22 protein-coding genes are annotated in these 23,561 nt (G+C 60.4%); 17 read left to right on the top strand and 5 right to left on the bottom strand.

What is annotated here, in order from left to right; all coding sequences use genetic code 11:
* The first annotated feature begins 5 nt into the window (after nt 1-5).
* The 13 genes from nusB (at nt 6) to spoIVB (ending at nt 13,424) form a co-directional block, all read left to right on the top strand.
* Nucleotides 6-452, top strand: a complete 447-nt coding sequence (nusB, locus tag K6T64_RS07690) for a transcription antitermination factor NusB (RefSeq protein ID WP_288009384.1) — start codon at nt 6-8, stop codon at nt 450-452.
* 7 nt (nt 453-459) lie between these two features.
* Entirely contained in the window at nt 460-1,446 is a 987-nt protein-coding gene (locus K6T64_RS07685) for a tRNA (adenosine(37)-N6)-threonylcarbamoyltransferase complex transferase subunit TsaD (RefSeq protein WP_288009382.1), read from the top strand.
* Between the two features lie 39 nt (nt 1,447-1,485).
* The gene (locus K6T64_RS07680) at nt 1,486-2,499 is read left to right on the top strand and encodes an NAD(P)/FAD-dependent oxidoreductase (protein ID WP_288009380.1); all 1,014 of its coding nucleotides are present in this window, start codon (nt 1,486-1,488) and stop codon (nt 2,497-2,499) included.
* Between the two features lie 84 nt (nt 2,500-2,583).
* Nucleotides 2,584-3,441 carry a bifunctional methylenetetrahydrofolate dehydrogenase/methenyltetrahydrofolate cyclohydrolase FolD gene (folD, locus tag K6T64_RS07675; RefSeq protein WP_100667230.1) on the top strand — a complete coding sequence of 286 codons (858 nt, stop codon included), beginning with the start codon at nt 2,584-2,586 and terminating at the stop codon, nt 3,439-3,441.
* A complete protein-coding gene (xseA, locus tag K6T64_RS07670) occupies nt 3,438-4,877 on the top strand; it encodes an exodeoxyribonuclease VII large subunit (RefSeq protein ID WP_288009379.1) in 1,440 nt (479 codons plus the stop codon). Before folD ends, xseA begins: the two co-directional genes overlap by 4 nt.
* On the top strand, nt 4,849-5,097 hold the full coding sequence (gene xseB / locus K6T64_RS07665) for an exodeoxyribonuclease VII small subunit (RefSeq protein WP_288009377.1): 249 nt from the start codon (nt 4,849-4,851) through the stop codon (nt 5,095-5,097). Before xseA ends, xseB begins: the two co-directional genes overlap by 29 nt.
* The gene (locus K6T64_RS07660; RefSeq protein ID WP_288009375.1) at nt 5,090-5,992 is read left to right on the top strand and encodes a polyprenyl synthetase family protein; all 903 of its coding nucleotides are present in this window, start codon (nt 5,090-5,092) and stop codon (nt 5,990-5,992) included. The genes xseB and K6T64_RS07660 overlap by 8 nt, the downstream gene beginning before the upstream one ends.
* A gap of 148 nt (nt 5,993-6,140) precedes the next feature.
* On the top strand, nt 6,141-8,087 hold the full coding sequence (dxs, locus tag K6T64_RS07655) for a 1-deoxy-D-xylulose-5-phosphate synthase (RefSeq protein WP_288009373.1): 1,947 nt from the start codon (nt 6,141-6,143) through the stop codon (nt 8,085-8,087).
* A gap of 12 nt (nt 8,088-8,099) precedes the next feature.
* Nucleotides 8,100-8,948 (top strand): TlyA family RNA methyltransferase, encoded by an 849-nt coding sequence (locus K6T64_RS07650; RefSeq protein ID WP_288009371.1) that lies wholly within the window; start codon nt 8,100-8,102, stop codon nt 8,946-8,948.
* The gene (locus K6T64_RS07645; protein WP_288009370.1) at nt 8,948-9,808 is read left to right on the top strand and encodes an NAD(+)/NADH kinase; all 861 of its coding nucleotides are present in this window, start codon (nt 8,948-8,950) and stop codon (nt 9,806-9,808) included. The genes K6T64_RS07650 and K6T64_RS07645 overlap by 1 nt, the downstream gene beginning before the upstream one ends.
* On the top strand, nt 9,808-10,254 hold the full coding sequence (ahrC, locus tag K6T64_RS07640) for a transcriptional regulator AhrC/ArgR (protein WP_269152999.1): 447 nt from the start codon (nt 9,808-9,810) through the stop codon (nt 10,252-10,254). Before K6T64_RS07645 ends, ahrC begins: the two co-directional genes overlap by 1 nt.
* A gap of 36 nt (nt 10,255-10,290) precedes the next feature.
* Nucleotides 10,291-12,000 carry a DNA repair protein RecN gene (gene recN / locus K6T64_RS07635; protein ID WP_288009367.1) on the top strand — a complete coding sequence of 570 codons (1,710 nt, stop codon included), beginning with the start codon at nt 10,291-10,293 and terminating at the stop codon, nt 11,998-12,000.
* Nucleotides 12,001-12,140: 140 nt separating this feature from the next.
* On the top strand, nt 12,141-13,424 hold the full coding sequence (gene spoIVB / locus K6T64_RS07630; RefSeq protein WP_288009365.1) for a SpoIVB peptidase: 1,284 nt from the start codon (nt 12,141-12,143) through the stop codon (nt 13,422-13,424).
* 52 nt (nt 13,425-13,476) lie between these two features.
* Here the strand turns inward: spoIVB and spo0A are convergent, their stop codons facing one another.
* Nucleotides 13,477-14,271, bottom strand: a complete 795-nt coding sequence (gene spo0A / locus K6T64_RS07625; protein WP_288009363.1) for a sporulation transcription factor Spo0A — start codon at nt 14,269-14,271, stop codon at nt 13,477-13,479.
* Between the two features lie 246 nt (nt 14,272-14,517).
* On the opposite strand from spo0A, the gene yfkAB reads away from it, so the two are divergent.
* Nucleotides 14,518-15,747 carry a radical SAM/CxCxxxxC motif protein YfkAB gene (gene yfkAB, locus K6T64_RS07620; RefSeq protein WP_288009361.1) on the top strand — a complete coding sequence of 410 codons (1,230 nt, stop codon included), beginning with the start codon at nt 14,518-14,520 and terminating at the stop codon, nt 15,745-15,747.
* On the opposite strand, the gene K6T64_RS07615 is transcribed toward yfkAB, so the two are convergent.
* On the bottom strand, nt 15,673-17,595 hold the full coding sequence (locus K6T64_RS07615) for a DUF2334 domain-containing protein (protein WP_288009359.1): 1,923 nt from the start codon (nt 17,593-17,595) through the stop codon (nt 15,673-15,675). The two genes, yfkAB and K6T64_RS07615, sit on opposite strands and share 75 nt — an antisense overlap.
* Nucleotides 17,596-17,748: 153 nt before the next feature.
* Between K6T64_RS07615 and K6T64_RS07610 the strand changes: the two genes are divergently transcribed.
* The gene (locus tag K6T64_RS07610) at nt 17,749-19,653 is read left to right on the top strand and encodes a S8 family peptidase (protein WP_288009358.1); all 1,905 of its coding nucleotides are present in this window, start codon (nt 17,749-17,751) and stop codon (nt 19,651-19,653) included.
* Between the two features lie 2 nt (nt 19,654-19,655).
* Here K6T64_RS07610 and K6T64_RS07605 read toward each other — a convergent pair whose 3' ends face one another.
* Nucleotides 19,656-20,261, bottom strand: a complete 606-nt coding sequence (locus K6T64_RS07605; protein WP_288009357.1) for a DedA family protein — start codon at nt 20,259-20,261, stop codon at nt 19,656-19,658.
* 18 nt (nt 20,262-20,279) lie between these two features.
* Entirely contained in the window at nt 20,280-20,702 is a 423-nt protein-coding gene (locus K6T64_RS07600; protein WP_288009355.1) for a DUF309 domain-containing protein, read from the bottom strand.
* Between the two features lie 162 nt (nt 20,703-20,864).
* Between K6T64_RS07600 and trxB the strand changes: the two genes are divergently transcribed.
* Nucleotides 20,865-21,782, top strand: coding sequence for a thioredoxin-disulfide reductase (gene trxB, locus K6T64_RS07595; RefSeq protein ID WP_170085263.1), 918 nt, complete (start codon nt 20,865-20,867; stop codon nt 21,780-21,782).
* 240 nt (nt 21,783-22,022) lie between these two features.
* Here the strand turns inward: trxB and K6T64_RS07590 are convergent, their stop codons facing one another.
* Nucleotides 22,023-22,292: a hypothetical protein gene (locus tag K6T64_RS07590; protein WP_288009354.1), complete on the bottom strand. Its 270-nt coding sequence runs from the start codon at nt 22,290-22,292 to the stop codon at nt 22,023-22,025.
* An 84-nt stretch (nt 22,293-22,376) separates the two neighbouring features.
* On the opposite strand from K6T64_RS07590, the gene K6T64_RS07585 reads away from it, so the two are divergent.
* Complete coding sequence (locus K6T64_RS07585) at nt 22,377-23,534, top strand: LCP family protein (RefSeq protein ID WP_288009353.1); 1,158 nt, start codon at nt 22,377-22,379, stop codon at nt 23,532-23,534.
* The last annotated feature ends 27 nt before the right edge of the window (nt 23,535-23,561 follow it).

Below are 23,561 nucleotides of genomic sequence, written 5' to 3'. Positions count from 1 at the left end.
GCGGGGTGAGTCGACGAGCCGCCAGGGAAAAGGTGTTGCAGGCATTGGTCGCCGTGGATCTCGGCGGCACCGACGCTGAAGAAGCGCTGGAACAGGTATGGCGGCTGCGGGGTGACGGGGAGGCCGCGGGGGATCCGAGCCCGGAAGATGAGGAGTTTGCCCGAAGACTGTTATTCGGTACCCTCGAGGAAGGACGCCGTGTCGATGGCGTTCTTCGGACGTACAGCACCGGATGGGACCTGGATCGAATGGCTTCAGTGGACCGGAATGTGCTTCGCCTCGCTGTTTATGAATTGCTCCATGTCCCGGCAACCCCAGTGAGTGTAGTGATGAATGAAGCGGTGGAACTGGCGAAACGGTACAGCACGGAAGAGTCCGGCCGTTTTGTCAACGGCGTTTTGGCCCGGATTGTTGCCCATCTTGAGGAACTCAGGACTCGGGTGGGGGAGTGAACCTCCTTTGGACGAGTTCTATGTTCTGGGGATCGACACAAGCAATTACACCACTTCCGTCTGTGTCTTAGACGGGTCGGGCGCCGTTCGATTCGACGGCCGCCTTCCTTTGGACGTCAAGCCAGGGGAACGAGGGCTCCGGCAATCGGAAGCCCTTTTTCAACATGTCCGCCACCTTCCTGCACTTGCGGAGGAGATGGCAAGAAAAAGGGTCGATCTCAAGAAAACGGCGGCCGTGGCCGCCAGTGTTCGGCCTCGTCCTACCCCAGATTCCTATATGCCCGTGTTTTTGGCTGGGGAGGGACTCGGCCGGAGTTTGGCGGCTGGGTTGCAGGTCCCCTTTTATGCTGTCAGCCACCAAGAGGGCCATTTGGCGGCCGCCGAGGCCGATGTGGGGGATGTACCCGCAGCGTCGTTTTTAGCCGCACATGTGTCCGGGGGCACCACGGATATTCTGAGGGTCGAGCGAAAACCCGGGGGTTACCGCATCGACACCCTGGGCCAGAGTATGGATCTTCACGCTGGACAACTGATTGACCGGGTGGGCGTGGCCCTGGGCCTGCCATTTCCCGCTGGACCTGCTTTGGAGCGACTGGCGCAGTCGCTGGCGGGGGGCGATACCGGCGGGGTCGCACTGCCGGTTTTCGTTCGGGGATGCTCCATCAGTTTCTCCGGGCCCCAGACCCGGGCGCTGCGCTGGATTGAGGATGGGGCCTCTCCGGCCAAAGTGGCGATGGCGGTGCAGCGGTGTGTGGCCCGGGCGCTGGAAAAAGCGCTCCTTCATGCCCTGGCCGAGCATGAGGAGCGGCATATTCTGATGGTGGGCGGAGTGGCGTCGAACGCGTGGATTCGCCATCGCCTCACCCACCGGCTCTCTCACCCCGCCGTCGGGGCGGTGCTCCACTGGGCCGGGCCGGAGTATTCCCGGGACAACGCCCGGGGGGTGGCCCGGCTGGGATTGGCCGCTTTTCGGGAAGAGGTGAATTCGGTATAATGAGGTCGGCATTTTTCGGCTGCGCGAGGAGGAAAGCCAATGACAGAAAAAGAAGAACTGACCCAGGAGCAGGAGGAATTATTTGACGTTACGATCATCGGGGGAGGGCCTACCGGCCTGTTTGCGGCATTTTATGCGGGCGTTAGGGACTTAAAGGTGAAGATTATCGACAGCTTGCCCCAGTTGGGCGGTCAGCTCGCGGAGTTGTATCCGGAAAAATATATTTATGATGTTGGAGGATTTCCCAAAGTACGCGCCAAGGAATTGGTGGAGCGGCTGGTGGAGCAGGCGTTTCAATACCATCCCGAAGTCTGTTTAAATGAGCAGGTTCAGGATCTGCGGAAACGAGAGGACGGGGTGTTCGAGCTCCACACGGGGCAGCGGGTGCATCTCAGTCGGTCAGTGGTGATCACCGCCGGGATCGGCTCTTTCACCCCTCGCCCGCTGCCCGCGGAAGGGGCTTCGGCCTTTGAAGGGCGGGGAATCTACTATTATATTGACAATCTTGAAAGGTTCCGCGGTCTGTCGGTGTTGGTGATCGGCGGCGGGGATTCGGCGGTGGATTTTGCCTTGATGCTTCAGCCGGTGGCTTCCCGGGTGATCTTGATTCATCGCCGGGATCAGTTCCGTGCCCACGAGGACAGTGTGAAAAAACTGTTTAGTTCCGGCGTAGAAGTGAAAACATTTTACGAGCTGAAGAAGCTGCACGGGGACGAAACGTTGACCGGAGCCACAATTGTCCACAATAAAACCGGCGAGACGGAAAACGTGGAAGTTCAGGCGGTCGTCTCAGGACTTGGCTTTTCGGCTTCCCTAGGGCCGATCCTCAACTGGGGACTGGAGATGGAAGACAACGCCATTGTCGTGAACACCAAGATGGAGACGAATATTCCCGGGGTATACGCGGCTGGGGATATTGTCACGTATCCCGGAAAGCTAAAACTGATTGCCACGGGATTCGGGGAAGCTCCTACGGCAATCAATAACGCGAAGACTTATCTGGATCCCCAGGCAAAACTGTTCCCGGGACACAGCAGCAGCCGGAAAGAATAAGCTTCCCCTGAAGGAGCGGGACGCAGGGCATGGGCTACTCGGGACACGGATGAAAAGATCGGCGGGGCGAAGGAGGCGTGGGACTTGTCGGCGCAGATTCTTGACGGGAAACAATTGGCGGCCGCCCTTCGCGAGGAGATTCGGCGGGATGTTGAGGAGTTGCGGGCCAAGCGGGGGATTGTGCCGGGGCTTGCCGTCCTCCTCGTGGGGGATGACCCGGCTTCCCAGAGTTATGTGCGGGGAAAACAAAAGGCGAGTACAGAAGTGGGAATCCACTCGGTGGTAGAACGCCTTCCCGCCGATCTGTCGGAACAGACGCTCCTCGAGAGGATCGATCACTATAACGAGGATCCGTCGATTCATGGGATTCTCGTGCAACTGCCGCTTCCGCCCCAGATAGCCGAGGATCGCGTAATCACGAGGATTTCGCCCGGTAAAGATGTGGACGGATTTCACCCGTGGAATGTCGGGCGCTTATACAGTGGCGGGGAAGGATTTGTTCCCTGTACTCCGGCGGGGATCCTCGAGATGATTCGCCGAAACCGAATCGAAATCGCCGGTGCCCACGCGGTGGTGGTGGGGCGCAGTGGAATCGTCGGGAAACCCGTGGCCCAACTACTCCTGCGGGAGAATGCAACAGTCACGATCTGCCACTCAAAAACGAAAGATCTGGGGTTTTACACGAAACAAGCGGACATTCTGGTGGCGGCCGTCGGACGGCCGGGGTTGATCACGGCGGATATGATCAAGCCAGGTGCTGTGGTGATCGACGTGGGGATCAACCGAGTGGACGGCCGCTTGGTGGGCGATGTCGATTTTGAGGCGGTTAAGGAGCGGGCGGGATGGATTACCCCGGTACCCGGGGGCGTGGGCCCGATGACCATTACGATGCTCCTTTACAACACGCTTTGGAGTGCAAAACGGATGGGGAATGTTCAATGACCGAAGCCGGCGTGCAAGCCCTCACTGTTTCGGAATTGACCGCTTATGTCCGCGACTTACTGGACCGGGACGAAGTGCTTCAGGACGTTTGGGTGATGGGTGAGATTTCGAATTTCACCCACCATTCCAGTGGGCACATGTATTTTTCTCTCAAGGACGCGGGAAGCCGGATTCGGGCGGTGATGTTTGCCAGCCGAAACCGCAAGCTGATTTTTCGGCCCGAGGAGGGCATGAAAGTCGTGGCCCGGGGGCGGGTGGCTGTCTTTGACCGGGACGGGACGTACCAATTGTATGTGGAAGAAATGCAGCCCGAAGGGGTCGGCTCTCTGTACCTGGCGTTTTTGCAAACCCGGGATCGACTGCAAAAGGAAGGGTTGTTCGATCGAGAGCGCAAAAGGCCCCTGCCGGCCTTCCCCCGGGTGGTGGGGGTGATCACCTCCACCGAGGGGGCGGCGATCCGGGACATCGCGACAACGTTGCGCAGGCGGTACCCTCTGGCCCGGGTGGCGATTTTCCCGGCGTTGGTGCAGGGTCCCGGGGCGCCCGCTTCCTTGGCGGCGGCCCTGGCGGCGGCCTGTGCCTACGGGGAGTTGGACGTGATTATCATCGGCCGGGGCGGGGGCTCGCCGGAGGAGTTGTGGGCCTTTAATGACGAGGCTTTGGCCCGGGCCATTGCCGCAGCCCCCGTTCCTGTAGTATCGGCGGTCGGGCACGAGACCGATTTCACCATAGCCGATTATGTGGCGGACGTCCGGGCACCGACCCCCACAGCGGCGGCAGAACTCGTCGCTCCCCACGTGCTTGAGTTGCGCCGGCGGGTGGAGGAAGCTCGAAGGGCCATGGTGGATGCCCTGGTGCGGCGGGTGCAGGGCGATCGTCAACGGTTGGAACACCTGTTGGGGCGACCCGGCCTGCGCCGGCCGGAGCAGTGGATTCAATGGCGTCGACAAACCGTGGACGGTTTACACACCCGACTCGGTCAGGCGGCGTGGAAATCGGTCTACCGAAGGAAGGAAACTTTGATCCGCTTGACGGATATCCTCGGCCGGCACAGTCCCAAGGAGCAGATTCAGCGGGCCCAAAACCGGTTGGAAGCGCAAAAACAGAAGCTTCAGTTTGCCGTGTGGACCGGATGGCAGAGGGCGGTCCATCGGTTCGAGCGGCAAGTGGACAAGCTGGAGGCCTTGAGCCCCTTGGCGGTCATGCGCCGGGGTTGGAGTTTGGTATACCGACCGGATCGCAGGGAGTTAGTCCGGGACATCTCCCAGCTTGCCCCCGGAGACAACGTCCATGTGCGGCTGACAGGGGGGTGGGCGGACTGTCAAGTCTGGGGTATCGAGGAGGAGTCGGAGGATGGCGGAGGAGCGACAACCGCTAAAGGAGGAATTGCCCCAAAGCGGGGGCAAGGTGGGACCCGAGGAACCGGCCAGTTTTGAGGAAGCGATGGAGCGACTGGAACAGGTGGTGCGGGAGTTGGAGAGCGGAGAACTGTCCTTGGAACGGTCGATCGTACGGTTTCAGGAAGGCATGATGTTGGCCAAGTGGTGCCGGGACCAGCTGGATCAGGCGGAGCAGCGAATCGAAGTGGTCTTACAACAGGAGGGCGGGGGATGGGAAAGTCGTCCCTTTGAACCCCGGCCCGGGGAGGATGAGTGATCGCCCAGTGGAACAAGAGCTTCGGGAATTCTGGGAGGCGGGCGCCCGGGCGGTAAACGATGCCCTGGATGCCCTGATCCCACCTGGGAAAGGGGCCGGGCGGCTGCACGAGGCGATGCGCTACAGTCTCTTTGCCGGCGGGAAGCGGCTTCGGCCTCTACTCGCGATGGCTGCTTGCGAAGGGGCGGGAGGCAGCCTGCGGGAGGCTCTGCCGGCGGCTTGTGCCCTGGAACTGGTGCATACGTATTCATTGATTCACGATGACCTTCCTGCCATGGACGACGACGATTATCGCCGGGGCAGGCCGACGAACCACCGGGTGTTTGGCGAAGCCATGGCGGTACTCGCGGGGGACGCGCTGCTGACCCTCGCTTTTGGCGTTCTCGCCAAAGCTCCGCTCCCCCCGACAACCCGGATCCGGCTGGTGGAAGAGTTGGCGGAGGCTTCGGGAAAGGAGGGCATGGTCGGGGGTCAGGTTCTGGATATCGAAGCTACGGGCGCCGAAGGCCCGCCGGACCCCGAACTTTTGCGGGACCTGCATCGCAAAAAAACGGGGGCACTCATCATCGCCTCCCTTCGAATGGGAGGATTGTGTGCCGGAGCTGATGAGTCGCTTCTGGATCGGTTGTCGGCCTACGGGCAGGCTGTGGGGCTCGCGTATCAGATCGTGGACGACCTCCTGGATGTGGGCGGGGATGCCGGACGGATCGGCAAGGCCGTGGGGCGGGATGCGGCGCTCAACAAACTGACCTGGCCAGGGGTGTACGGTGTGGACCGGTCCCGGGAGGACGTGCGGCGATTGACCAAAGAAGCGATCGCCCATCTCCATGGGTTTCCAGGGGATACCCGCCACCTCGCCGATTTGGCAAGGTATTTGGCCGACCGGGACTGGTGAGAGAAGGGCTAAGTGGATCCGCGGCCCTGACGGCGAGCGGGCGGGTGGGACGGCACATTGGGAAACGGTTCATTGAGACGACCGGTTCGGCGTGCTATAATGCTGTCAGTTTTATGGGTTTTGATCCTCGGGAAAGAAGGCGGTCTCTGTGTTGTTGGACCGTGTCAACGGCCCGGCCGATCTCAAGGCGATGTCTCTGGCGGAACTCCGGCAGTTGGCGGCGGAGATACGCCGGTTTCTGATTCAACAACTCTCGGTGACCGGGGGGCACTTCGGCCCGAATCTCGGCGTGGTGGAGCTGACCCTCGCGTTGCACCGGGTTTTTGACAGCCCCCGGGACAAGATCATCTGGGACGTCGGGCACCAAGCGTACGTGCACAAGATTATCACCGGACGAAAAGAACGTTTCCCCACCCTGCGCCAATTCGGTGGATTGGCGGGCTTCCCGAAGCGCTCGGAAAGCCCCCACGACGCTTTTGGCACGGGTCACGCCTCGACGTCCATTTCCGCGGCCCTCGGGATGGCGGTGGCCAGGGATCTCAAGGGCGAGTCCCATCATGTGGTGGCTGTGATCGGCGACGGGGCCATGACCGGCGGCATGGCTTTGGAGGCGCTGAACCATGCCGGCCACCTCCGGAAGCGCCTCATTGTCGTACTCAACGACAACGAGATGTCCATCGCGGAAAACGTTGGGGCGATGGCGAATTATTTGGCCAAACTGCGCACGGACCGGACTTATGCCAAGATGAAAAATGAAGTGGAGCATCTGCTGAAGCGCATCCCTTCCATCGGCGGCAAGGTGGCCCGGACGTTGGAGCGGGCGAAGGACAGTGTGAAATATTTTTGGGTGCCCGGGATGTTGTTTGAAGAGCTGGGCTTCACCTACTTTGGTCCGGTGGATGGCCACGATCTCGCAGCTCTCACCACCATGTTGGATCGGGTCAAAGAATGCCCGGACCCCGTATTGCTGCACGTGGTTACTCAAAAAGGCAAAGGGTATGGTCGGGCTGAGCGGGCGCCGGACAAACTCCACAGCGTCACTCCGTTTAACCCCGAAACGGGCAAGGCGGAGAAAAGCTCTTCTTCTTTAGCACCCAGTTATACGGATGTCTTCGGGAATGCCATTGTTGAATTGGCGGAGCAAGATCCCCGCATCGTGGCCATTACCGCGGCCATGCCAGGGGGGACGGGTTTAACGAAGTTTGCCCAGCGTTTCCCGGACCGCTTTTTTGATGTCGGCATTGCGGAGCAGCATGCGGCGACGTTGTCCGCGGGATTGGCTGCCTCGGGGATGCGGCCTGTATTTGCGGTGTATTCCACCTTTTTGCAGCGGGCTTACGACCAGGTGATTCACGATATTTGCATTCAAAATCTCCCGGTGGTCTTTGCGGTGGATCGGGCGGGATTGGTCGGAGCGGACGGCGAGACCCACCAGGGTGCATTCGACGTGGCCTACCTCCGGACGGTGCCGAACATGACGATCATGATGCCCAAAGATGAGAATGAGCTGCGCCAGATGCTGTATACGGCTCTCCAACTGCCAGGACCGGTGGCGGTGCGGTATCCCCGGGGTGCAGCCCGGGGTGTCCCTCTGGATAAAGAGTGGCACACCATTCCTATCGGTTCCTGGGAAGTGATTCGCCAAGGGCTTTCCCCGGTGGCGGTGGTGGCGATGGGACCGATGGTGGCATTGGCCGAAGAGGCAGCGGATCGCCTTGCCGAGGAAGGCGTCGATCCCATGATCATCAACGCGCGATTTGTGAAACCGTTAGACGGGGATTTCCTCCTTCGCCTGGCCGGGGAGGGGTGGGCACTGGTGACGGTGGAGGAGACGGCCCTCGCCGGGGGGCTGGGCTCTGCGGTGCTGGAATGGCTGGCCGGCCACGGTCTCTACGGGGTCCCGGTGCGGTGTTTGGGGCTTCCCGACCAGTTTATCCCTCACGGCGGACGGGGGGAGTTGCTCCGGGCCGTGGGTTTGACGGCAGAGCGAGTTGCGGATGCGGTGAAAGATGTTCTTCGGGCTGGCAGGGTGCCCCGGGCGGCGGTTCATCCCCTGGAAGGTTCGGATTTGCGCCTAGGCCAGGGCCGCCGTTAAAGGAGGAGTGCGATGTCGGATCGGGAAAGGGCGGATGTACTGCTCGTTCAACGGGGGTTGTTCCCCAGTCGCGAAAAGGCCCGGGCGGCGATTATGGCCGGACGGGTTTTTTCCCGAGGACGGCGGATCGACAAGGCAGGGACCCCCGTGGGTCGGGATGAGCCGCTGGAGGTGCGGGGGGAAGACCATCCTTTCGTGAGCCGGGGCGGATTGAAGTTGGAGAAAGCGTTCCAGGAGTTTCCCGTTTCTGTGGAGGGCCGGGTCGTACTGGATATCGGGGCCTCTACCGGGGGGTTTACCGACTGCTTGCTCCGCCACGGGGCCAGGATGGTGTATGCCGTCGACGTGGGATACGGCCAACTCGACTGGCGGCTGCGCAACGATGACCGCGTGATTCCAGTAGAACGCACGAACGCCCGGTATTTGAAGCGAGCGGACCTCCCGGGGCCCGATCCTGACCAGGCGGTCATGGACGTTTCGTTCATTTCCGTTCGGTTGGTCCTTCCGGTGTTATGGAGGCTTCTCCCTGACGGGGCTGATGTGATCACTTTGGTGAAACCTCAATTTGAAGCGGGAAGAGAATCTGTGGGGCGTGGCGGCATTGTCCGGGACCCGGCGGTGCACCGAAGGGTTTTGCGGGAAGTGATGGAGGCGGCAGGAAACGACGGATTCGAGGTGAAAGGATTGACATTCTCGCCCATCACCGGAGGGGACGGAAACATGGAATTTCTCCTATATCTGCGGCGAAAGGCGGAGGACGGTCTGCCCGACGGGAGGTGGCAGGAGGAGATTCCGGTGGTGGTGGAGGAAGCGCATCGGGTCCTGGGTCAGATCCGCCGAAAGGAGGGGGACCGGCGCTGATGCAGTCGGTGGGCTTGGTCGTGAATTTGGACAAACCCCGGGCGGCGGAGATCGCCGACACACTTGTTCAGTGCATCCATGCCCGGGGGCGGGATGCCGTCTTGGATCCCAAGGCTGCCGAGGCCGTGCGGCGGCCAGACCTGGGATTGGCTTTGGAGGCATTCCCGGGCCGGGTAGACGTGGTGTTTATTCTCGGCGGCGATGGCACGTTTCTCGGGTATGCCCGGCGGTTTGCACCTTTTGGCCTGCCACTCCTGGGTTTTAACCTCGGCCACCTCGGTTTTTTATCCGAGGCGGAACCCGAGGATCTCGATCAAGCGGTGGACCGGGTGGTGAGGGGCGACTACGAGCTGGAGCACCGAATGATGATCGAGGCGGAAGTGCGGCGGGGCGGGTCGACGGTTCACCACCTGTCGGCCCTGAACGACATCACGGTGGGCAAGGGGGCCCTCGGCCGCATGGCCTCCCTGCGGGTCGAAGTGGATGGCCAATATGTGGATCAGTACGCGGGGGATGGGCTGATCGTTTCTACCCCCACGGGATCCACCGCCTACTCCCTTTCGTGTGGGGGCCCGATTGTGGCTCCCCAGGCCGAGGTGATGCTTTTGACCCCGATTTGTCCTCACACCCTGAGCACCCGTCCGATGATCGTTCCTGCCGATCGAAAGGTGCGAATCGAGGCCCGGGCGAACCACCAGGATCTGGGTCTCTCTGCAGACGGTCAAGTGTCGGTGCGCCTGCGGGTCGGGGATGAGGTCCTTGTGCAAAAATCCGCTCATTGTACAACCCTGATTAAATGGCGGGAACGGCAATTCTTTGACGTCCTGCGCCAGAAGCTTCGGGGAGTGGAGGCGCAGTGATGAAAAATAAACGTTTGACGCGCATTCGGGAGTTGGTCGCCTCTCGCTCCATCGAAACCCAGGAAGAACTGGTCCAAGCTTTGCGTGAAAGTGGGTTTCAGGTCACCCAGGCCACGGTATCCAGGGATATCAAAGAACTCCAACTGATCAAAGTTCCAACAGCCGATGGTCGGTACGTCTATGCGTTGCCGCCGGAACCTGCGGTGAACAACGAAGCCCGACTCCGGCGGATGCTGCCGGAGAGTTTCGTGGCACTGGACCGGGCCGAAAACCTCATCGTGATGAAAACGCTCCCCGGGAATGCCCATGCTGTGGCCGCCCTGGTGGATGCGGTGGGATGGCCGGAGGTTATGGGAACCATCGCCGGGGACGATACCATTCTGGTCATCTGCCGCTCCGCTCTACAGGCCGCGGCCGTCGAGGAACGATTCCATCAGATGGTGTGACACCGCACTGCGAAAGGGGCGTGGGACGCTGTGCTGATGTCGCTGTCGGTGCGAAATTTTTTGTTGATTGATGAAGCCCACCTGGATTTTGAAACCGGGTTCCACGTGCTGACCGGGGAGACGGGGGCCGGGAAATCGATCCTCCTCGACGCCCTAGGACTCATTCGCGGGGAGCGGGCCTCGGCGCAACAGGTTCGGGCTGGAGCGAAACAGGCGGTGGTGGAAGCGTTGTTTTCTACCGACGGCCGCCCAGAAGCCCTCCAGTGGCTAGAGGAGATGGGCTTCGAACCAGCGGAGGAACTACTCCTGGTCCGGGAGGTTAGCCGCCAAGGTAAAAGCTTGTGCCGCATCAACGGCCGGACGGTCACGGTTCAAATGTTGCGGGATCTGGCCGCCCGTTTAATCGATGTGTACGGCCAGCATGAGCACCAGAGCCTGTTGCAGCCGGATCGGTACGCGCGAATGTTGGACGGTTATGGTGATGCATCCCATCAAACGCTGCTGGAGGAATACCGAAGGGCTCACGATCGTTTCACCCGGGCTGACGAGGACCTTAGGGCCGCTCAGTTGGGGGAGGAGGAACGATTGCAGCGAATCGACTGGTTATTGTTCCAATTGGGAGAAATCCGGGATCTTTCCCCCACCCCCGGAGAGGAAGAACAACTGGAGGCGGAATACAGGCGATTGAGCCACGCTGGGCGGATCCTCGAAGACGCTTCCCGAGGGTACGAGATGTTGGATGAAGGTGGACAGGGAGTCCGGGCTGCCACCGATTTGGTCGCCGAGATTGTAGAAACGGTTGAAGGGCTGGTCAAATACGACCCGGGGCTGGCGGGCATACTCGAAATGTTACAGAGTGCGGCGGCCAATCTCAGTGAAGCGGCCCATGAACTGAGGCGTTATTTGGAAACTGTCGAGGCAGATCCCCAGAAGCTGGAGTCCGTGCAAGAACGGCTTCATCAGTTGCGCCGGCTCATGCGAAAATACGGCGGTTCGGTGGAGTCAATTCTAGAATCCGCGGCAACAATGGAGAATGAGCTCTCCCGCCTTCGCAATTATGAAGCTGATTTGCAGGAACGATCAAAGGCCAGAACCCGGGCTTGGGAGGAAATGGTCAGCACAGCCAGGCGCCTTTCCCTTAACCGTTTGGCCCTGGCGGAACGAATTCAAGTGAAAGTCCAGGAGCAGCTGAGGGAGCTGGCGATGCCCCGCGCCCAGTTTCAGATCGAAGTGCGCTGGCTGGGGGAAACCGAGAAAGGATTTCGGTCCGACGGCGCGGATCAAGTGGAGTTCCTGTTTTCGGCCAATCCGGGCGAGCCACCGGCGCCGCTTTCAAAAGTGGCTTCGGGGGGCGAATTGTCCCGATTGATGCTCGCGTTAAAAGTGGTCTTGGCGGACGCCGATGACGTTCCAACTCTGATTTTCGATGAAGTGGACGCTGGCATGAGCGGCCAGGCGGCGGTGGTGGTTGGGGAAAAATTGGTCCAGGTTGCTCGGTGCCGCCAGGTAATCTGTGTCACTCATTTGCCCCAAATCGCGGCCATGGCCGATGGCCATCATCGCATCCGCAAGGAACAGACGGAGGAATCCACTCGGACAATCGTAGAGGTTCTGGAAGAGGCGGATCGGATCGAAGAAGTGGCCCGGATGTTGGCGGGTTCCACGGCGACGGAGATCACTCGTCGCCAGGCCCAGGAGATGTTGGAGCGACGGGCGGCGGCGCAGTCCAATTTCCGGTTGGGGTAAAAGCGGGGGGAGAGGCCACATTGCACGCGGGGTGCCAGCTTTTTGGCGGGATAGACCCACAGGCCGGGCGGGCAGGTTATAAGCACGCACAGACGCCTAGTCTACGGTGGAGGTGCATCTAGGAAAGGGAGTGGAACGGCGTGGCACACCAGCGTCGGAAGTGGGTCGGTCTGCTATTGGCAACCCTGATCGTCGTGACGTGCTTCTGTCCTCCGTTCAGCGGGTGGCTTCGTCTTCCTGATTCCATAGAAACCGTTGTGGGTTCGTCGGTGGCGGTGCAAGCCGGGGGACCCAGCCGTCTAGTGCCGGACGCCCGAAGCGCCATCGAGGTCCGCAGCGGAACGGCAGGCACCTGGCAAGTCAATGGAACCCAACCAGGCCAGGCTCGCATGCGTCTTGAGGTTTTCGGGATCCCCGTTCGACAAATGCGGGTTGACGTCCTGCCGGATTGGAAAGTGATCCCCGGCGGCCAATCGATCGGTGTCCGTCTGCGTTCAAAAGGGATCATGATCGTCGGGTATAATTTGATCCACACGGGCAATCGAGAAATTTCGCCTGGGGAACAGGCAAATATCAAAGTCGGGGACCGCATCGTTGAGATCGACGGCCACCCGGTTTCCACGGTTGAAGAGGCGGCTCAGAGGATTCGTCAAGCCGGTGAAGCGAACCGCGATCTCGATGTGACCTTGATCCGCCAGCGACAATCCTTTCATGTCAAGGTGCACCCGGTGTACGATAATGATCAGCGCACCTACCGCATCGGTTTGTACATTCGGGATTCCGCCGCTGGCGTGGGCACCTTGACTTTCTACGACCCCGTGAATCACGTCTATGGCGCTTTGGGTCACGTCATCACCGACGTCGATACGGGACAGCCCATCGAAGTTGGCGAAGGACAGGTGCTCAACTCCTCCATCACGTCCATTGACAAGGGGCAAAATGGACAGCCGGGAGAAAAACGAGGCCAAATGGTGGACGAACATCATGTGCTCGGCGACGTGAAGGAAAATTCATCATTTGGCATCTTTGGGCATATGGTCCATCCCCCGGATCACGGTCTTTACAATCAACCCATCCCCGTGGCCCCGGCAGATCAAGTCCACCCTGGTCCCGCTAAGATCCTGACGGTGATCGAGGGTCAGAAGGTCGAAGCCTTTAATATTGAAGTGGTCAGTGTCATGAAACAACGCTATCCGGCCATTAAGAGCATGGTTCTCAAAGTGACCGATCCTAGGCTACTGGCCAAAACCGGAGGCATTGTTCAGGGTATGTCCGGCAGCCCCATCCTGCAGGACGGCCGGCTGATCGGCGCCGTTACCCACGTGTTTATCAACGATCCCACCCAGGGGTACGGGGTTTTCGCGGAATGGATGATGCGGGAAGCGACCGGCAATGAGGCGCAAGACACTGTCTCTGCGGCCTGACTGAACCATGACCCCCGCAGGTTGTGCGGGGGTTTTTTCCCTGCGGGCGCTGTTAACCGGTGCGGGCATTCAAGCGCAGACGATCTGCGACCATGGCGATGAATTCTGAATTCGTGGGTTTACTTTTCCCCATGTTTACGGTGTACCCGAACACCGAACCAATCGCGTCCACGTTACCCCTCCCCCAAGCGACCTCGATCGCATGTCGGATGGCCCGTTCCACCCGGGAAGGCGTGGTGTTATATTTTTCCGCGATTCGCGGGTAGAGAACTTTCGTTATGGATCCTAGAATCTCCACATCCTGATATACCATGAAAATCGCTTCTCTCAGGTATTGGTATCCTTTAATATGCGCGGGGACACCGATTTCATGGATGATCTGGGTGATGTCTGAATCTACGCTGCGCTTTCCCGGCCCTTGCCAGCCGCTTCCCCCCATGGACTGGGTACCGCTTGAGGCGCCGGGTGCAGAGCCGGTACTGACCTGGCGAATGCGATTCGCAAGAATCTCCATATCAAAAGGTTTCAAAATGTAATAAGCGGCCCCGAGCTCGACGGCTCGTTTTGTGATTCCTTCTTGGCCGAAGGCCGTCAACATGATGAATTTCGGCATGTTTTCTCTTTCGAGGGGAGCCACTTTTTCCAAAACGCCGATTCCGTCTAATACAGGCATGATGATATCGAGAATCACCACATCGGGCTGAAGGGTTTCGATGGAGTCCACCACTTCTCGCCCGTTAAAAGCCAGCCCGATCACCTGCATATCCGGAAGGCTATCGATATAATCCTGAAGAAGCTGCGCGAACTCTTTGTTATCATCGCCGATCAATACTCGAATAGGTGTCACGCTCCACCTGGCCACCGACCAGGCACTACACCTCCTTCTATGACGGTCTGCCGACTTGGGAAGTGGACCTGCTCATCAAGGCAGGCGGACGCCGGGGGGTCTTCTACAAGGGGCACATCGATAACCATTCGACACCCGCTGGTGAGATCCTTCCCATGCGACAGGAAAATTTTCCGTGTAAGAAGTTTGCAGTTGACCGTGGATGCTCCTTTATGTATGGTGGACATGCACGAAGGAGGTCGGAGCATGAGCGCGATGAGTCCGATGTACGACCCTTGGGAGGCGCTGTTGTCTCGGAATTCCCAGGGCGAGATCCGGTTAAGCAGCATCGAGGTCACGGTAACGGGCCGGTGCAATCTGCGCTGTGAACATTGCGCCGTAGGGGATGCCTTGACAATTAAAGAAGAGCGCCCGGATATCGGGCCGCTTTTGCGGCGGCTGGATCAGATCGATCATTTGACCACACTCAGTATCACCGGCGGTGAACCGAGCTATGATCGCGAGCTGATCGAGTCCACCGTCCTTCCGCTGTTACGCTATGCGAAGAATCGAGGTTGTCAAACACAAATCAACACAAACCTCACACTCGATGTGGATCGCTATCTCCTTATAGCGCCCTTCGTAGATGTCATGCATATTTCCTATAATTATTTGACACCAGAGGATTTTGCGGTGCTGACCTTTGCGGGTCTTCGCCGACGGCCGGCCCCGAAAACCGCGGAAGCTCTGTTTCAGAGGCTAGAGGCTAACACCCGGCGACTGGCGGCAGAGGGGGTCTTCGTGTCGGCCGAGTCGATGATCAGCCCGCGGACTCAAGGAAGGCTGACGAAGATCCACCGCCGTCTCGCCGAACTGGGGGTTCGGCGGCACGAAGTTCATCCCCTGTACCCCAGTGACTTCGCCCGGGAGCTGCCGTTGCTCGGCCTGGACGATTGGCGCGCCGAAGCCCTGGCGCTACTTGATGGGCGAGATCCCAGGGTATGGATTCTGTTCGGAACCTTCCCCTTTTATCCGTGTAGTGACGACCCTCGGGACCGGGAACTTTTGGCGCGCATCGCCCGGGAGCCCGGGGTGACGGTGCGCAATGATCCGGATGGACGAATCCGTCTCAATGTAAACCTCCTTGACGGCGGCATCTATGTGACCGATTTTGCGGACATGGGGCCGATCGGGAACTGGCACAGGGAGCCGATTCGGGACGCTTTCGAGCGATGGCGTGATCAATGGCGGCACACCCGTTTCGGATGCCAATGCCCCCACGTTGGCTGTTTAGGCCCTAACGTTCTTGTGGCCGAGGCCTATTATCCTGGCGTTGATTTCCGCCGTCGCCGGGCTCCGGAGGAGAGCGGATGGCGGGGCCGCTATGCAATCAGCGGGGTACCGGTCTCCGGAGAGCGCGAATCAGTCAGGGGAGAAGGAAACCCAGCCAAAGTAGCTGATGGCCGTCTGAATATCGATTCTCCCGCCCTGGGCTGAAGCCACCGCCACGCAAGGGAGCCCCACCCCGAATCGACCGGCGGCAGCTTGACCCGGCCGGCCAGCCATCCACGGTCCGAACAAGGACCCGGCGGGTGCGAGGGTCTGGCCTTGTACCCGCCATGCCATCCACCGCCCGTCCCCGGCCATGTACCCGATGAGCACCGGGGTTTCGGGAAGATTTGGATCCCCCATGGCAGGGATGATTTGCAAATCCGGTGGGAGCGCGGCCGAGACGGCATTCCTCACGTGTCCCTGGTGATCGATCTTGTAAAGGGTGACCTCACCTGAATCCGGACGGTACAGCCCGAGGTCTGAGGCATGATCACCCGCCGGGCCTTCCCCGTTCCACGCAAACCATTCGGTCCTGGGTCCTTGACTGTGAATGCCCAGCAAAGGAACGGGAGGGGAAACCGCCGCTAAATCCGGGCCGAGCACATATCCTTCCGCCGTTCCCTCAGAGTGCAATACCACCAGCGACGGGCGCCCTGCGATCAAGTACCCGGCGACCACGGTGTCCTTCGGATACAAGGAAATGGGCAAGCGCCGGAATGAACCGAAGGCTGCGGTTTTTGCCCGGGCTGCGTACACGGCATTGGAGGCGGCGACGAGAAGATCGTCCCGGCCGTCCCCATTGATGTCGAGCGTCCACAATTTCTTGGCCTCGATCCCCGGTGGAAGCCGTCCCCAAAGTTGAGGGGATGCCTCCGGGGAGGTCCGGAGCCAGTCTCGTTCCGAGGAGGTCACCCAGATGTCTCCCGACTGGCGCTGGATGCTTACCCAATCATCCCATGCCTGGCCCGAGGGTCGCCCAGATGCCCAAAGATCCCCGGGCAGGGTATACTGCCAGGCGGGTTGCAGAGGCACCACTTGGTGGAGCGATTCAAAGGTGTATCCCTCGCGCCCCAGACCGTCGATCAATTGGTGAAGATACGAAGGCGGTCCGGGGCGATACCGGTATTCCGGCAAACCGTCTCGCCAGACTTGTCGGCCGTTTCGCTTGACCGGCTCCAAAAATGGAAATTCCAACACTGGATGATAATATAAGCTTCCGAGCCCTTCGAAAAAGGAAGCGCGGTACAGAATCCGCTTCACGGAGTCTTCGGGTTGATCGGACCGCACATACCCCAAGGGGGTCGGGATGTACACGGCTCCCCATGCCCCGGAGGCCGTCGGGCCGTCCCGGGGAACGATATCTTTTAACGACCTCACTTGCCGCCGGTCCGGCTCATACAGGATCCCAAAATTACTTCGGAGAGCCCGTTCTTGTTCCGCGGTCGCCGCATAGTGAGGGGTCTCCCAAAAGCCCGGGACCAAACCTGCGGCGGCAAAGGAATGCACGCCCGCCGCTAGCCGCCGAGCCGCATATTCGGGCGTATCCGTCAGGGGCTCATGCGGCACTTCAAACTCCCGGCCAATGGTCGTGATCGTTCCCGGGTTGCGCCAGTCCGGTTGGCCGTATTGGTGGGTGTACCCATGTACTCCGACCACGGCCCCATGTTTCGAAGCCCAGCGCAACAAAGTGACGAAGGGGGCGGCATCAGGCTGCGTGATATCGTGGACCACCGGCCGATTTTCCGGGTCTGTGCCCAAATATCTGGGGACGACGGTAATCTGGTACGGGACCTTCTCGGCAGCGAGAAATTCCATCACAGCCCGAAGTTTCCCGAGGTCTTCGGGAGTTTGATAAGGGGGCCCGGCGGAGACGTCTTCAAAGCGCAGCAATGCGACATGTCGATGATCGGGCCATAGATTCTGATAAACGGACAGTGCTGTCTGAACTGGAATAAAAAGAAATAACAAGAGAATCACGGCGATTCGGACTCCGTGAATCTGTCGCGGTCTCACCCAACCACCTCGACTCATCCACCTCCCTTTTATCTTAGCACAGAGCTCGGTCCCGCAGGGCAGTGTCCTTTTTCCATCTCGCTCACCGCATACTGACTTTTTCCCAAAGGCACACTGAAAGGCGTCAAAGTCTCGCTGCGGGGAGGGACGAGCATGGAGAAAAAGCGAAAGGAACGGGGCCCGAGATTCCTGCGAGTGCCGGTGTCATTCGCTTTGATTGTCGCCCTCCTCGGCGGTGCTTGGTGGGCGGGAGGAGGCGTACAAAGCCCGGGGCCGGGGCACGTTCCCTCCCAACCGCCCCTGAGTCATACTCCATACAGCGCGGCTCAGATCGCATCCCGGGATGTGGCGGTGACCGCGTCCTTGACGGTTTCCCGGGCCAGAAAAGACATGGCCGATGCGGCGGCTGCCCTATTGTCATCCCCCGGACCCGGCGAGCGGACGGCGCTGTTGGCCGATCGGTTATCTCCGAGGAGAGGTTATCTGGGGGCCGTGTGGTTGCCGGCCGGCGGGCCGCCCGCCGCCACCGGGTCTTCCCTGTCCCCGACGTTGTTGCGGGAAGTGGAAAATGGCACCACCCAGTCATCCGCAGGGTGGTATGTGGGCCCGGCCCGGCAGGACGAGGCCGGCCGGCTCTACTCCCCCGCGGGGCTGCGGCTGGACGGTGGACTTCTTGCGGTCAAAATCTCGTTGGCGTCGGTGCACCGGGTGGCGGCGGAGTATGAGAAAAGCTTCGGTGCTCTGACAAGTCTTCATGCCCCGGGCGGGAGGCCCCAGGTCCTCACGAAAGGGAACCCCGGATCTTTATCCTCCGCCCCGGGTGGGGTGGGAAGTTCCAAAGGGTTGGCTGGCAAAGACGTTATCCATACCCAATCGGCGGTGGATGGGACCGATTGGCATGTCCGTGGGGGCCAGGGAAGGCCCGCTCCCCGGGTCGTCCACCGGGATGGGGAATGGATTGTGCATTTTGGGCGAGTGCTCGGTACTCCGGAGCTAGAGGACCTTCAAAGGGCCTCGGGGGGCCGGGTCGTGAACCGGGACGGGCGAGGCGGATACGTATTTCGTTTCGCAAGGCCTTCGGACATGAACCGGGCGGCACCGCTCTTTCGCGCCAAAGGAGCCCGCTACATCGAACGCCACGGGGTTGCTCGGATCAACCGGACTCCGGATGATCCCTTATACCGACCCTATCAGTGGAACATGCCGATGATCGACGCGGAGAACGCCTGGCGCACGACCACCGGGGCACCGGGGATTGTAGTCGCCGTGGTGGACACCGGGGTCGACCGAGGGCACCCGGACCTTCAGGGCCAACTCCTCCCCGGTGCAAACCTGTTGGACCCCACCCGTCCCCCCGACGACGACAATGGTCACGGCACCCACGTGGCCGGGGTGATCGCCGCGTTGTCGAACAACGGAGAAGGGGTGGCCAGCCTCGACTGGCATGGGCGGGTCCTGCCCGTCAAGGTGTTGGATCAGGACGGTGCTGGCTCGGCTTTCGATGTGGCCCGGGGGATCATTTGGGCAACCGATCACGGAGCCCGGGTCATCAACCTCTCCCTGGGTCAAACCGAGGACTGTCAATACCTTCACGATGCCATCCGCTATGCAGCGGGCCGGGGAGTGCTGGTGGTGGCGGCCATGGGGAATGAAGGGACGGACACCCCCGAGTACCCCGCCGCCTATCCCGAGGTTCTGGCGGTCACTGCCGTAGACCCCGGCGGGGTTTTCGCCCCCTTCTCCAGCTACGGTGCCCACGCGGGTGTGGCGGCTCCGGGGGTCTCCATTGCCAGCACGTACGCAGGGGGACAGTATGCCGCCCTCTCCGGGACTTCCATGGCCTCCCCTCACGTGGCGGGTCTGGCGGCGCTGATCTGGGCGCGCAGCCCGAGTCTCACAGCCGACCAAGTACGAAACATCATTCAGCAAACAGCGGTGGACGGCGGTCCTCCCGGGCGGGATCCCCAGTACGGTTACGGGGTCATCAACGTCGGGGCGGCGGTTCGAAGCGTTCAGACCGGAGGAGGGTGGAGGAGTATCTTTCCGTGGTGGCCCTAAGGTCAGGACCGGTTTCGCACCGGTCGGACCCGCCGCAGCAACCACAGGCCGATGGCGGTGACCGCGACAAAGACCACCGCCGCCCAGAGGGTCCAGTGGTGCATCCAACGCTCCACGACGTGCCAGCGGGGGCCCAGCCACCGTCCGAGAAAAAGAAAGGTCAGCACCCACAAAGCCGCTCCGGCGTAGGCCCATTTGGCAAAACGGTGGAAGGCCATGCGCCCGACGCCGGCCACATAAGCGGCCACATGCCGAATCCCCGGGAAAAAATACGCGAAAAATAAGGCCCATCCTCCGTATTGATCCATCCACCGGGCCGCCTGGGCGAGTTTTCCACTTTCCATGGCCCGTCGGAGGACCCGGTCCGCAATCCGGCGAAATATCCCCCGGCCCATGACGTAGCTCAAGGTAATGCCCGAACAGCTTCCGAGAAAAGCGGACGCAGCCGTGCCCGGCAAATGAACGATGCCTTGCCAAGTCAAGAATCCGGCAAAGGTCAACAGCACCTCGTCGGGCACAGGGAGGCCAATGAGACCGGTGGCCAATATCAAGGCCAGGGCCGCATATCCGTGGGCGGCGATAAATTGTAACAGATCGGTGCTGTGCAAGATTCCTCTCTCCGGTCGTTAGTCGTTGGAATGGGCGGAGTTATCGTCCAGGGGGAGCACTCTCCAGTTTGCCAAAAGGTCCTGAAGTCTTGGATCGACCACGTGCAGGCGGATCGTGGCGGCCTGCTCCGGAGTGGGTTCCCCGGGTTCGGTGAAAAGTTTGTTCATGTCCTGGAGGATGCGCTCGACATCCAGCCCCATATACGCGGGGGCATAGGGCGAGAGATATGCAGAGGCTGTGCGCCACAATTTGCGGGCGCCACCCAGATTCCCGCCTTCGAGGTGGTATAGGGACACCGCCGTTTGGATCAATCCCTTTAAAAACGGCGGCCGCCCTTGTTCAAGCCATAATTCTTCCCCGTATTCATGGCAATCGTAGAAAGCGCGATCGACATTGAACAGGTGAATAAAATCGACCAAATGCCGGGGATAGTCGGTCATGGCTGTCCTCCGTCCGGGATCTTGCCCAAATTATACGGGATTCGCGCCGAGTTCGCACCTGGTTTTTTGCCGGCACTTTGGCAGATGGAGTTTTTTTCGCTACAATACGGTGCAGGGGTATATCACGGGCCCATTTCCGCAGCCCCGAGGAGGGATTTGACATTGGTTTATGACACCATCATTCTGGGCGGTGGTCCCGCCGGACTGTCCGCCGCTGTCTACGCCCTGCGTTCGGGTTTGAAAACGCTCCTGGTGGAACGCGGCCTGTACGGCGGGCAGATGCAAAACACCGAGGAGATCGAAAACTACCCCGGATTCACGTCGATTTTGGGGCCGGATCTTTCGGAGAAGATGCGGGAACACGCTGAGGCCCTCGGTCTGCAGACCCAGCAGGGCGAGGTGGAAAGCGTGGAGTTCGGTCCGCCGATTCACCGGGTGCATCTGTCCGGAGGAGAGGTGCTGGAAACCAAGACGGTGATTATCGCCACGGGCTGCGAGCCCAAAAAGCTCGGAATCCCGGGGGAGAAGGAGTTCTCCGGCAGGGGGGTGTCCTATTGCGCGGTCTGCGATGGCGCCTTCTTCAAGAACAAAAACCTATACGTAATTGGCGGTGGGGATTCGGCCTGCGAAGAAGGCGTGTATTTGACGCGGCACGCGGCCAAAGTGACCATTGTGCACCGCCGGGATAAACTGCGGGCACAGCCGGTGCTTCAAGAACGAGCCAGGAACAACGAGAAAATCTCTTTCTTGTTCAATCGTCGGCCGGTGGAGGTTCAGGGCGAGCGCAAAGTGGAACGCCTGGTTCTAGAGAACACCGTGACGGGAGAACGAGAAACCGTGGATGCGGACGGGATTTTCATCTACATCGGGCTTAAGCCCAACACCGAGTTTCTGAAGGGCACGCCGATCGTCAACGCGGAAGGATGGATTCCCACCGATGACCGGTTTCGAACGGCGGTCCCCGGGGTGTTTGCGGCAGGGGATGTGCGGGAGACCTGGCTCCGCCAAGTCGTCACTGCAGTCGCCGAAGGGGCGATGGCCGCGATGTCGGCCTATTACTACGTGGAAGAGCAGTCGTGATCTGTGCTGCACGGCGAAGAATCGAAAGAAATCTTTTCCGCCCTTTTGGGGTCCGGCCACGCCGGGCCCCTTTTTTCCTCGAGGCCTCCCGTTTTTCCGGGTCTCCAGGACCTTGGGTCGAGCCGGCCGTTGGCGGGTAATTCGCTTCCTCCCGGTTCCCCGTGTATAATGTGAGACAAGTGGTAAAATGTTCACCCGTTGTCTGGGTGGCGGGGAAGCGAGGGTGCCGGCGGGGCCGGGTTATTCCCGATCCTTTCCCTCTGATTCGGGGGGCAGGGCCATCAGGAAAAGCCATTCGAACAAAGAGACGGCCGCGATGAAAGCGGCGGTATGGATGGCGGAGGCCTTCAGGTCGACCGGGCGGATGTCGTCGAAATAATAGAGACGGCGCATATCCGGACTGAGGGATTGCTCCCACTGCCAGGTGCGGACGTCGCGGATAAAATACCCGACGGCGATCGCCACCAGGATGACGGTGACGATCAGAGAAACTTTGCGCACCATGGCCACTGCCTCCTTCGTCGGACGAACTCATCCCAACGATATCACGAAATTGGGGAAGATGCCATGGTCGGACGGGGTGAGGCGACATCGATGACGCCGGGGAAACGGGCGAAGCGGCTGCTGTGGCTCATCGTTCTTCTGTTGCTGGTTGTGGCGGGGTACTACGGCCTCGTTTTGGCCAGATTCGTGTCCGGCGTCTCTGAAGGAGCGCCCCCAGGCATCTGGCCATCCGGCGACGTGCGGGTGTTGGTGCTCGGTGTGGACAACCGGGGCCAGGATCCCCATCCCCGGTCGGATACGATGCTGCTCCTGGACATCCCCCAAGGAACCGGGGGAGTGACGGTGGGCTCCATTCTGAGGGATACTTGGGTGTCCATTCCCGGGGTGGGTCAGGAGAAGATCAATGCGGCCTACGCTGCAGGGGGGCCGGATTTGGCCAGGAAAACGGCGGAAACTTGGCTGGGCCTAGACATTCCGTACTACGCCGTGACAGATTTCGAAGGGTTTATCCACATCGTGGACGCCCTGGGCGGGGTGGACATCGACGTGGAGAAGCCGATGGATTACGTGGACGACGGGCGTTACGATATTCATTTGAAACCGGGACTTCAGCATCTCAACGGGGCTCAGGCTCTGGGATATGTGAGGTTTCGGCACGATGCCCTCGGGGATTACGCCCGCACCGAGCGACAAAGGAAGTTCGTGCAGGCCGTTATCCGGCAGATGATGCGCCCGCAGAACCTGGTGCGCTTCCCGAACGTTCTCGCTGCAGCCGAGCCTTATATTCGCACGAATCTCTCGCCGGGAGACCAACTTCGCCTGGGACTGTGCCTGTGGAGGGATCGGGGGCAGAGCATCACCCAGATCCAGCTCCCGCCGGCGGATGCGTTTCGCGAGGCGTGGTCGTCAGATGGCCAGAGCATTCTGGTTCCGGACACCCCGGCAGTGCGGCAGTACGTCCAGAAATATTTTCCTGGAAATACACTCGGATCCGGAGGTTTCGGCGGGTCCCAGAGTCCGGCCTCTTCGGCACCGGTGACGGAACCGGCACTCACGGGTCGGGTGAGTGGGGAGTGGGTGAACTTTCGCGCCGGCCCTGGGACCGATTATCCCACCCTCGGGCGATTGGTACACGGAACGGGGTTTGAGGTGTTGGATCGCCAGCCGGGTTGGCTTCACATCCGGCTCGGGGATGGCCGGGAGGGGTATGTGAGCGCCGCTTTTGTGCAGCTCGACAATACTCCATAATGATGGGATGTTCCCCGTCGTAAGGCG

It is taken from the genome of Kyrpidia sp., assembly GCF_023512215.1.
GTDB lineage: Bacteria > Bacillota > Bacilli > Kyrpidiales > Kyrpidiaceae > Kyrpidia > Kyrpidia spormannii.
The sequence above is the reverse complement of the archived record's forward strand: the minus strand, read 5'-3'. Positions and strand labels throughout refer to the sequence as shown.

Coding starts and splice junctions, on each gene's coding strand:
- K6T64_RS07680 (WP_288009380.1), top strand. CDS start 1,486: ATGACAGAAAAAGAAGAACTGACCCAGGAGCAGGAGGAATTATTTGAC.
- xseA (WP_288009379.1), top strand. CDS start 3,438: ATGACCGAAGCCGGCGTGCAAGCCCTCACTGTTTCGGAATTGACCGCT.
- K6T64_RS07660 (WP_288009375.1), top strand. CDS start 5,090: ATGAGTGATCGCCCAGTGGAACAAGAGCTTCGGGAATTCTGGGAGGCG.
- K6T64_RS07650 (WP_288009371.1), top strand. CDS start 8,100: ATGTCGGATCGGGAAAGGGCGGATGTACTGCTCGTTCAACGGGGGTTG.
- K6T64_RS07645 (WP_288009370.1), top strand. CDS start 8,948: ATGCAGTCGGTGGGCTTGGTCGTGAATTTGGACAAACCCCGGGCGGCG.
- ahrC (WP_269152999.1), top strand. CDS start 9,808: ATGAAAAATAAACGTTTGACGCGCATTCGGGAGTTGGTCGCCTCTCGC.
- recN (WP_288009367.1), top strand. CDS start 10,291: ATGTCGCTGTCGGTGCGAAATTTTTTGTTGATTGATGAAGCCCACCTG.
- yfkAB (WP_288009361.1), top strand. CDS start 14,518: ATGAGCGCGATGAGTCCGATGTACGACCCTTGGGAGGCGCTGTTGTCT.
- K6T64_RS07610 (WP_288009358.1), top strand. CDS start 17,749: ATGGAGAAAAAGCGAAAGGAACGGGGCCCGAGATTCCTGCGAGTGCCG.
- K6T64_RS07600 (WP_288009355.1), bottom strand. CDS start 20,702: ATGACCGACTATCCCCGGCATTTGGTCGATTTTATTCACCTGTTCAAT.
- K6T64_RS07585 (WP_288009353.1), top strand. CDS start 22,377: ATGACGCCGGGGAAACGGGCGAAGCGGCTGCTGTGGCTCATCGTTCTT.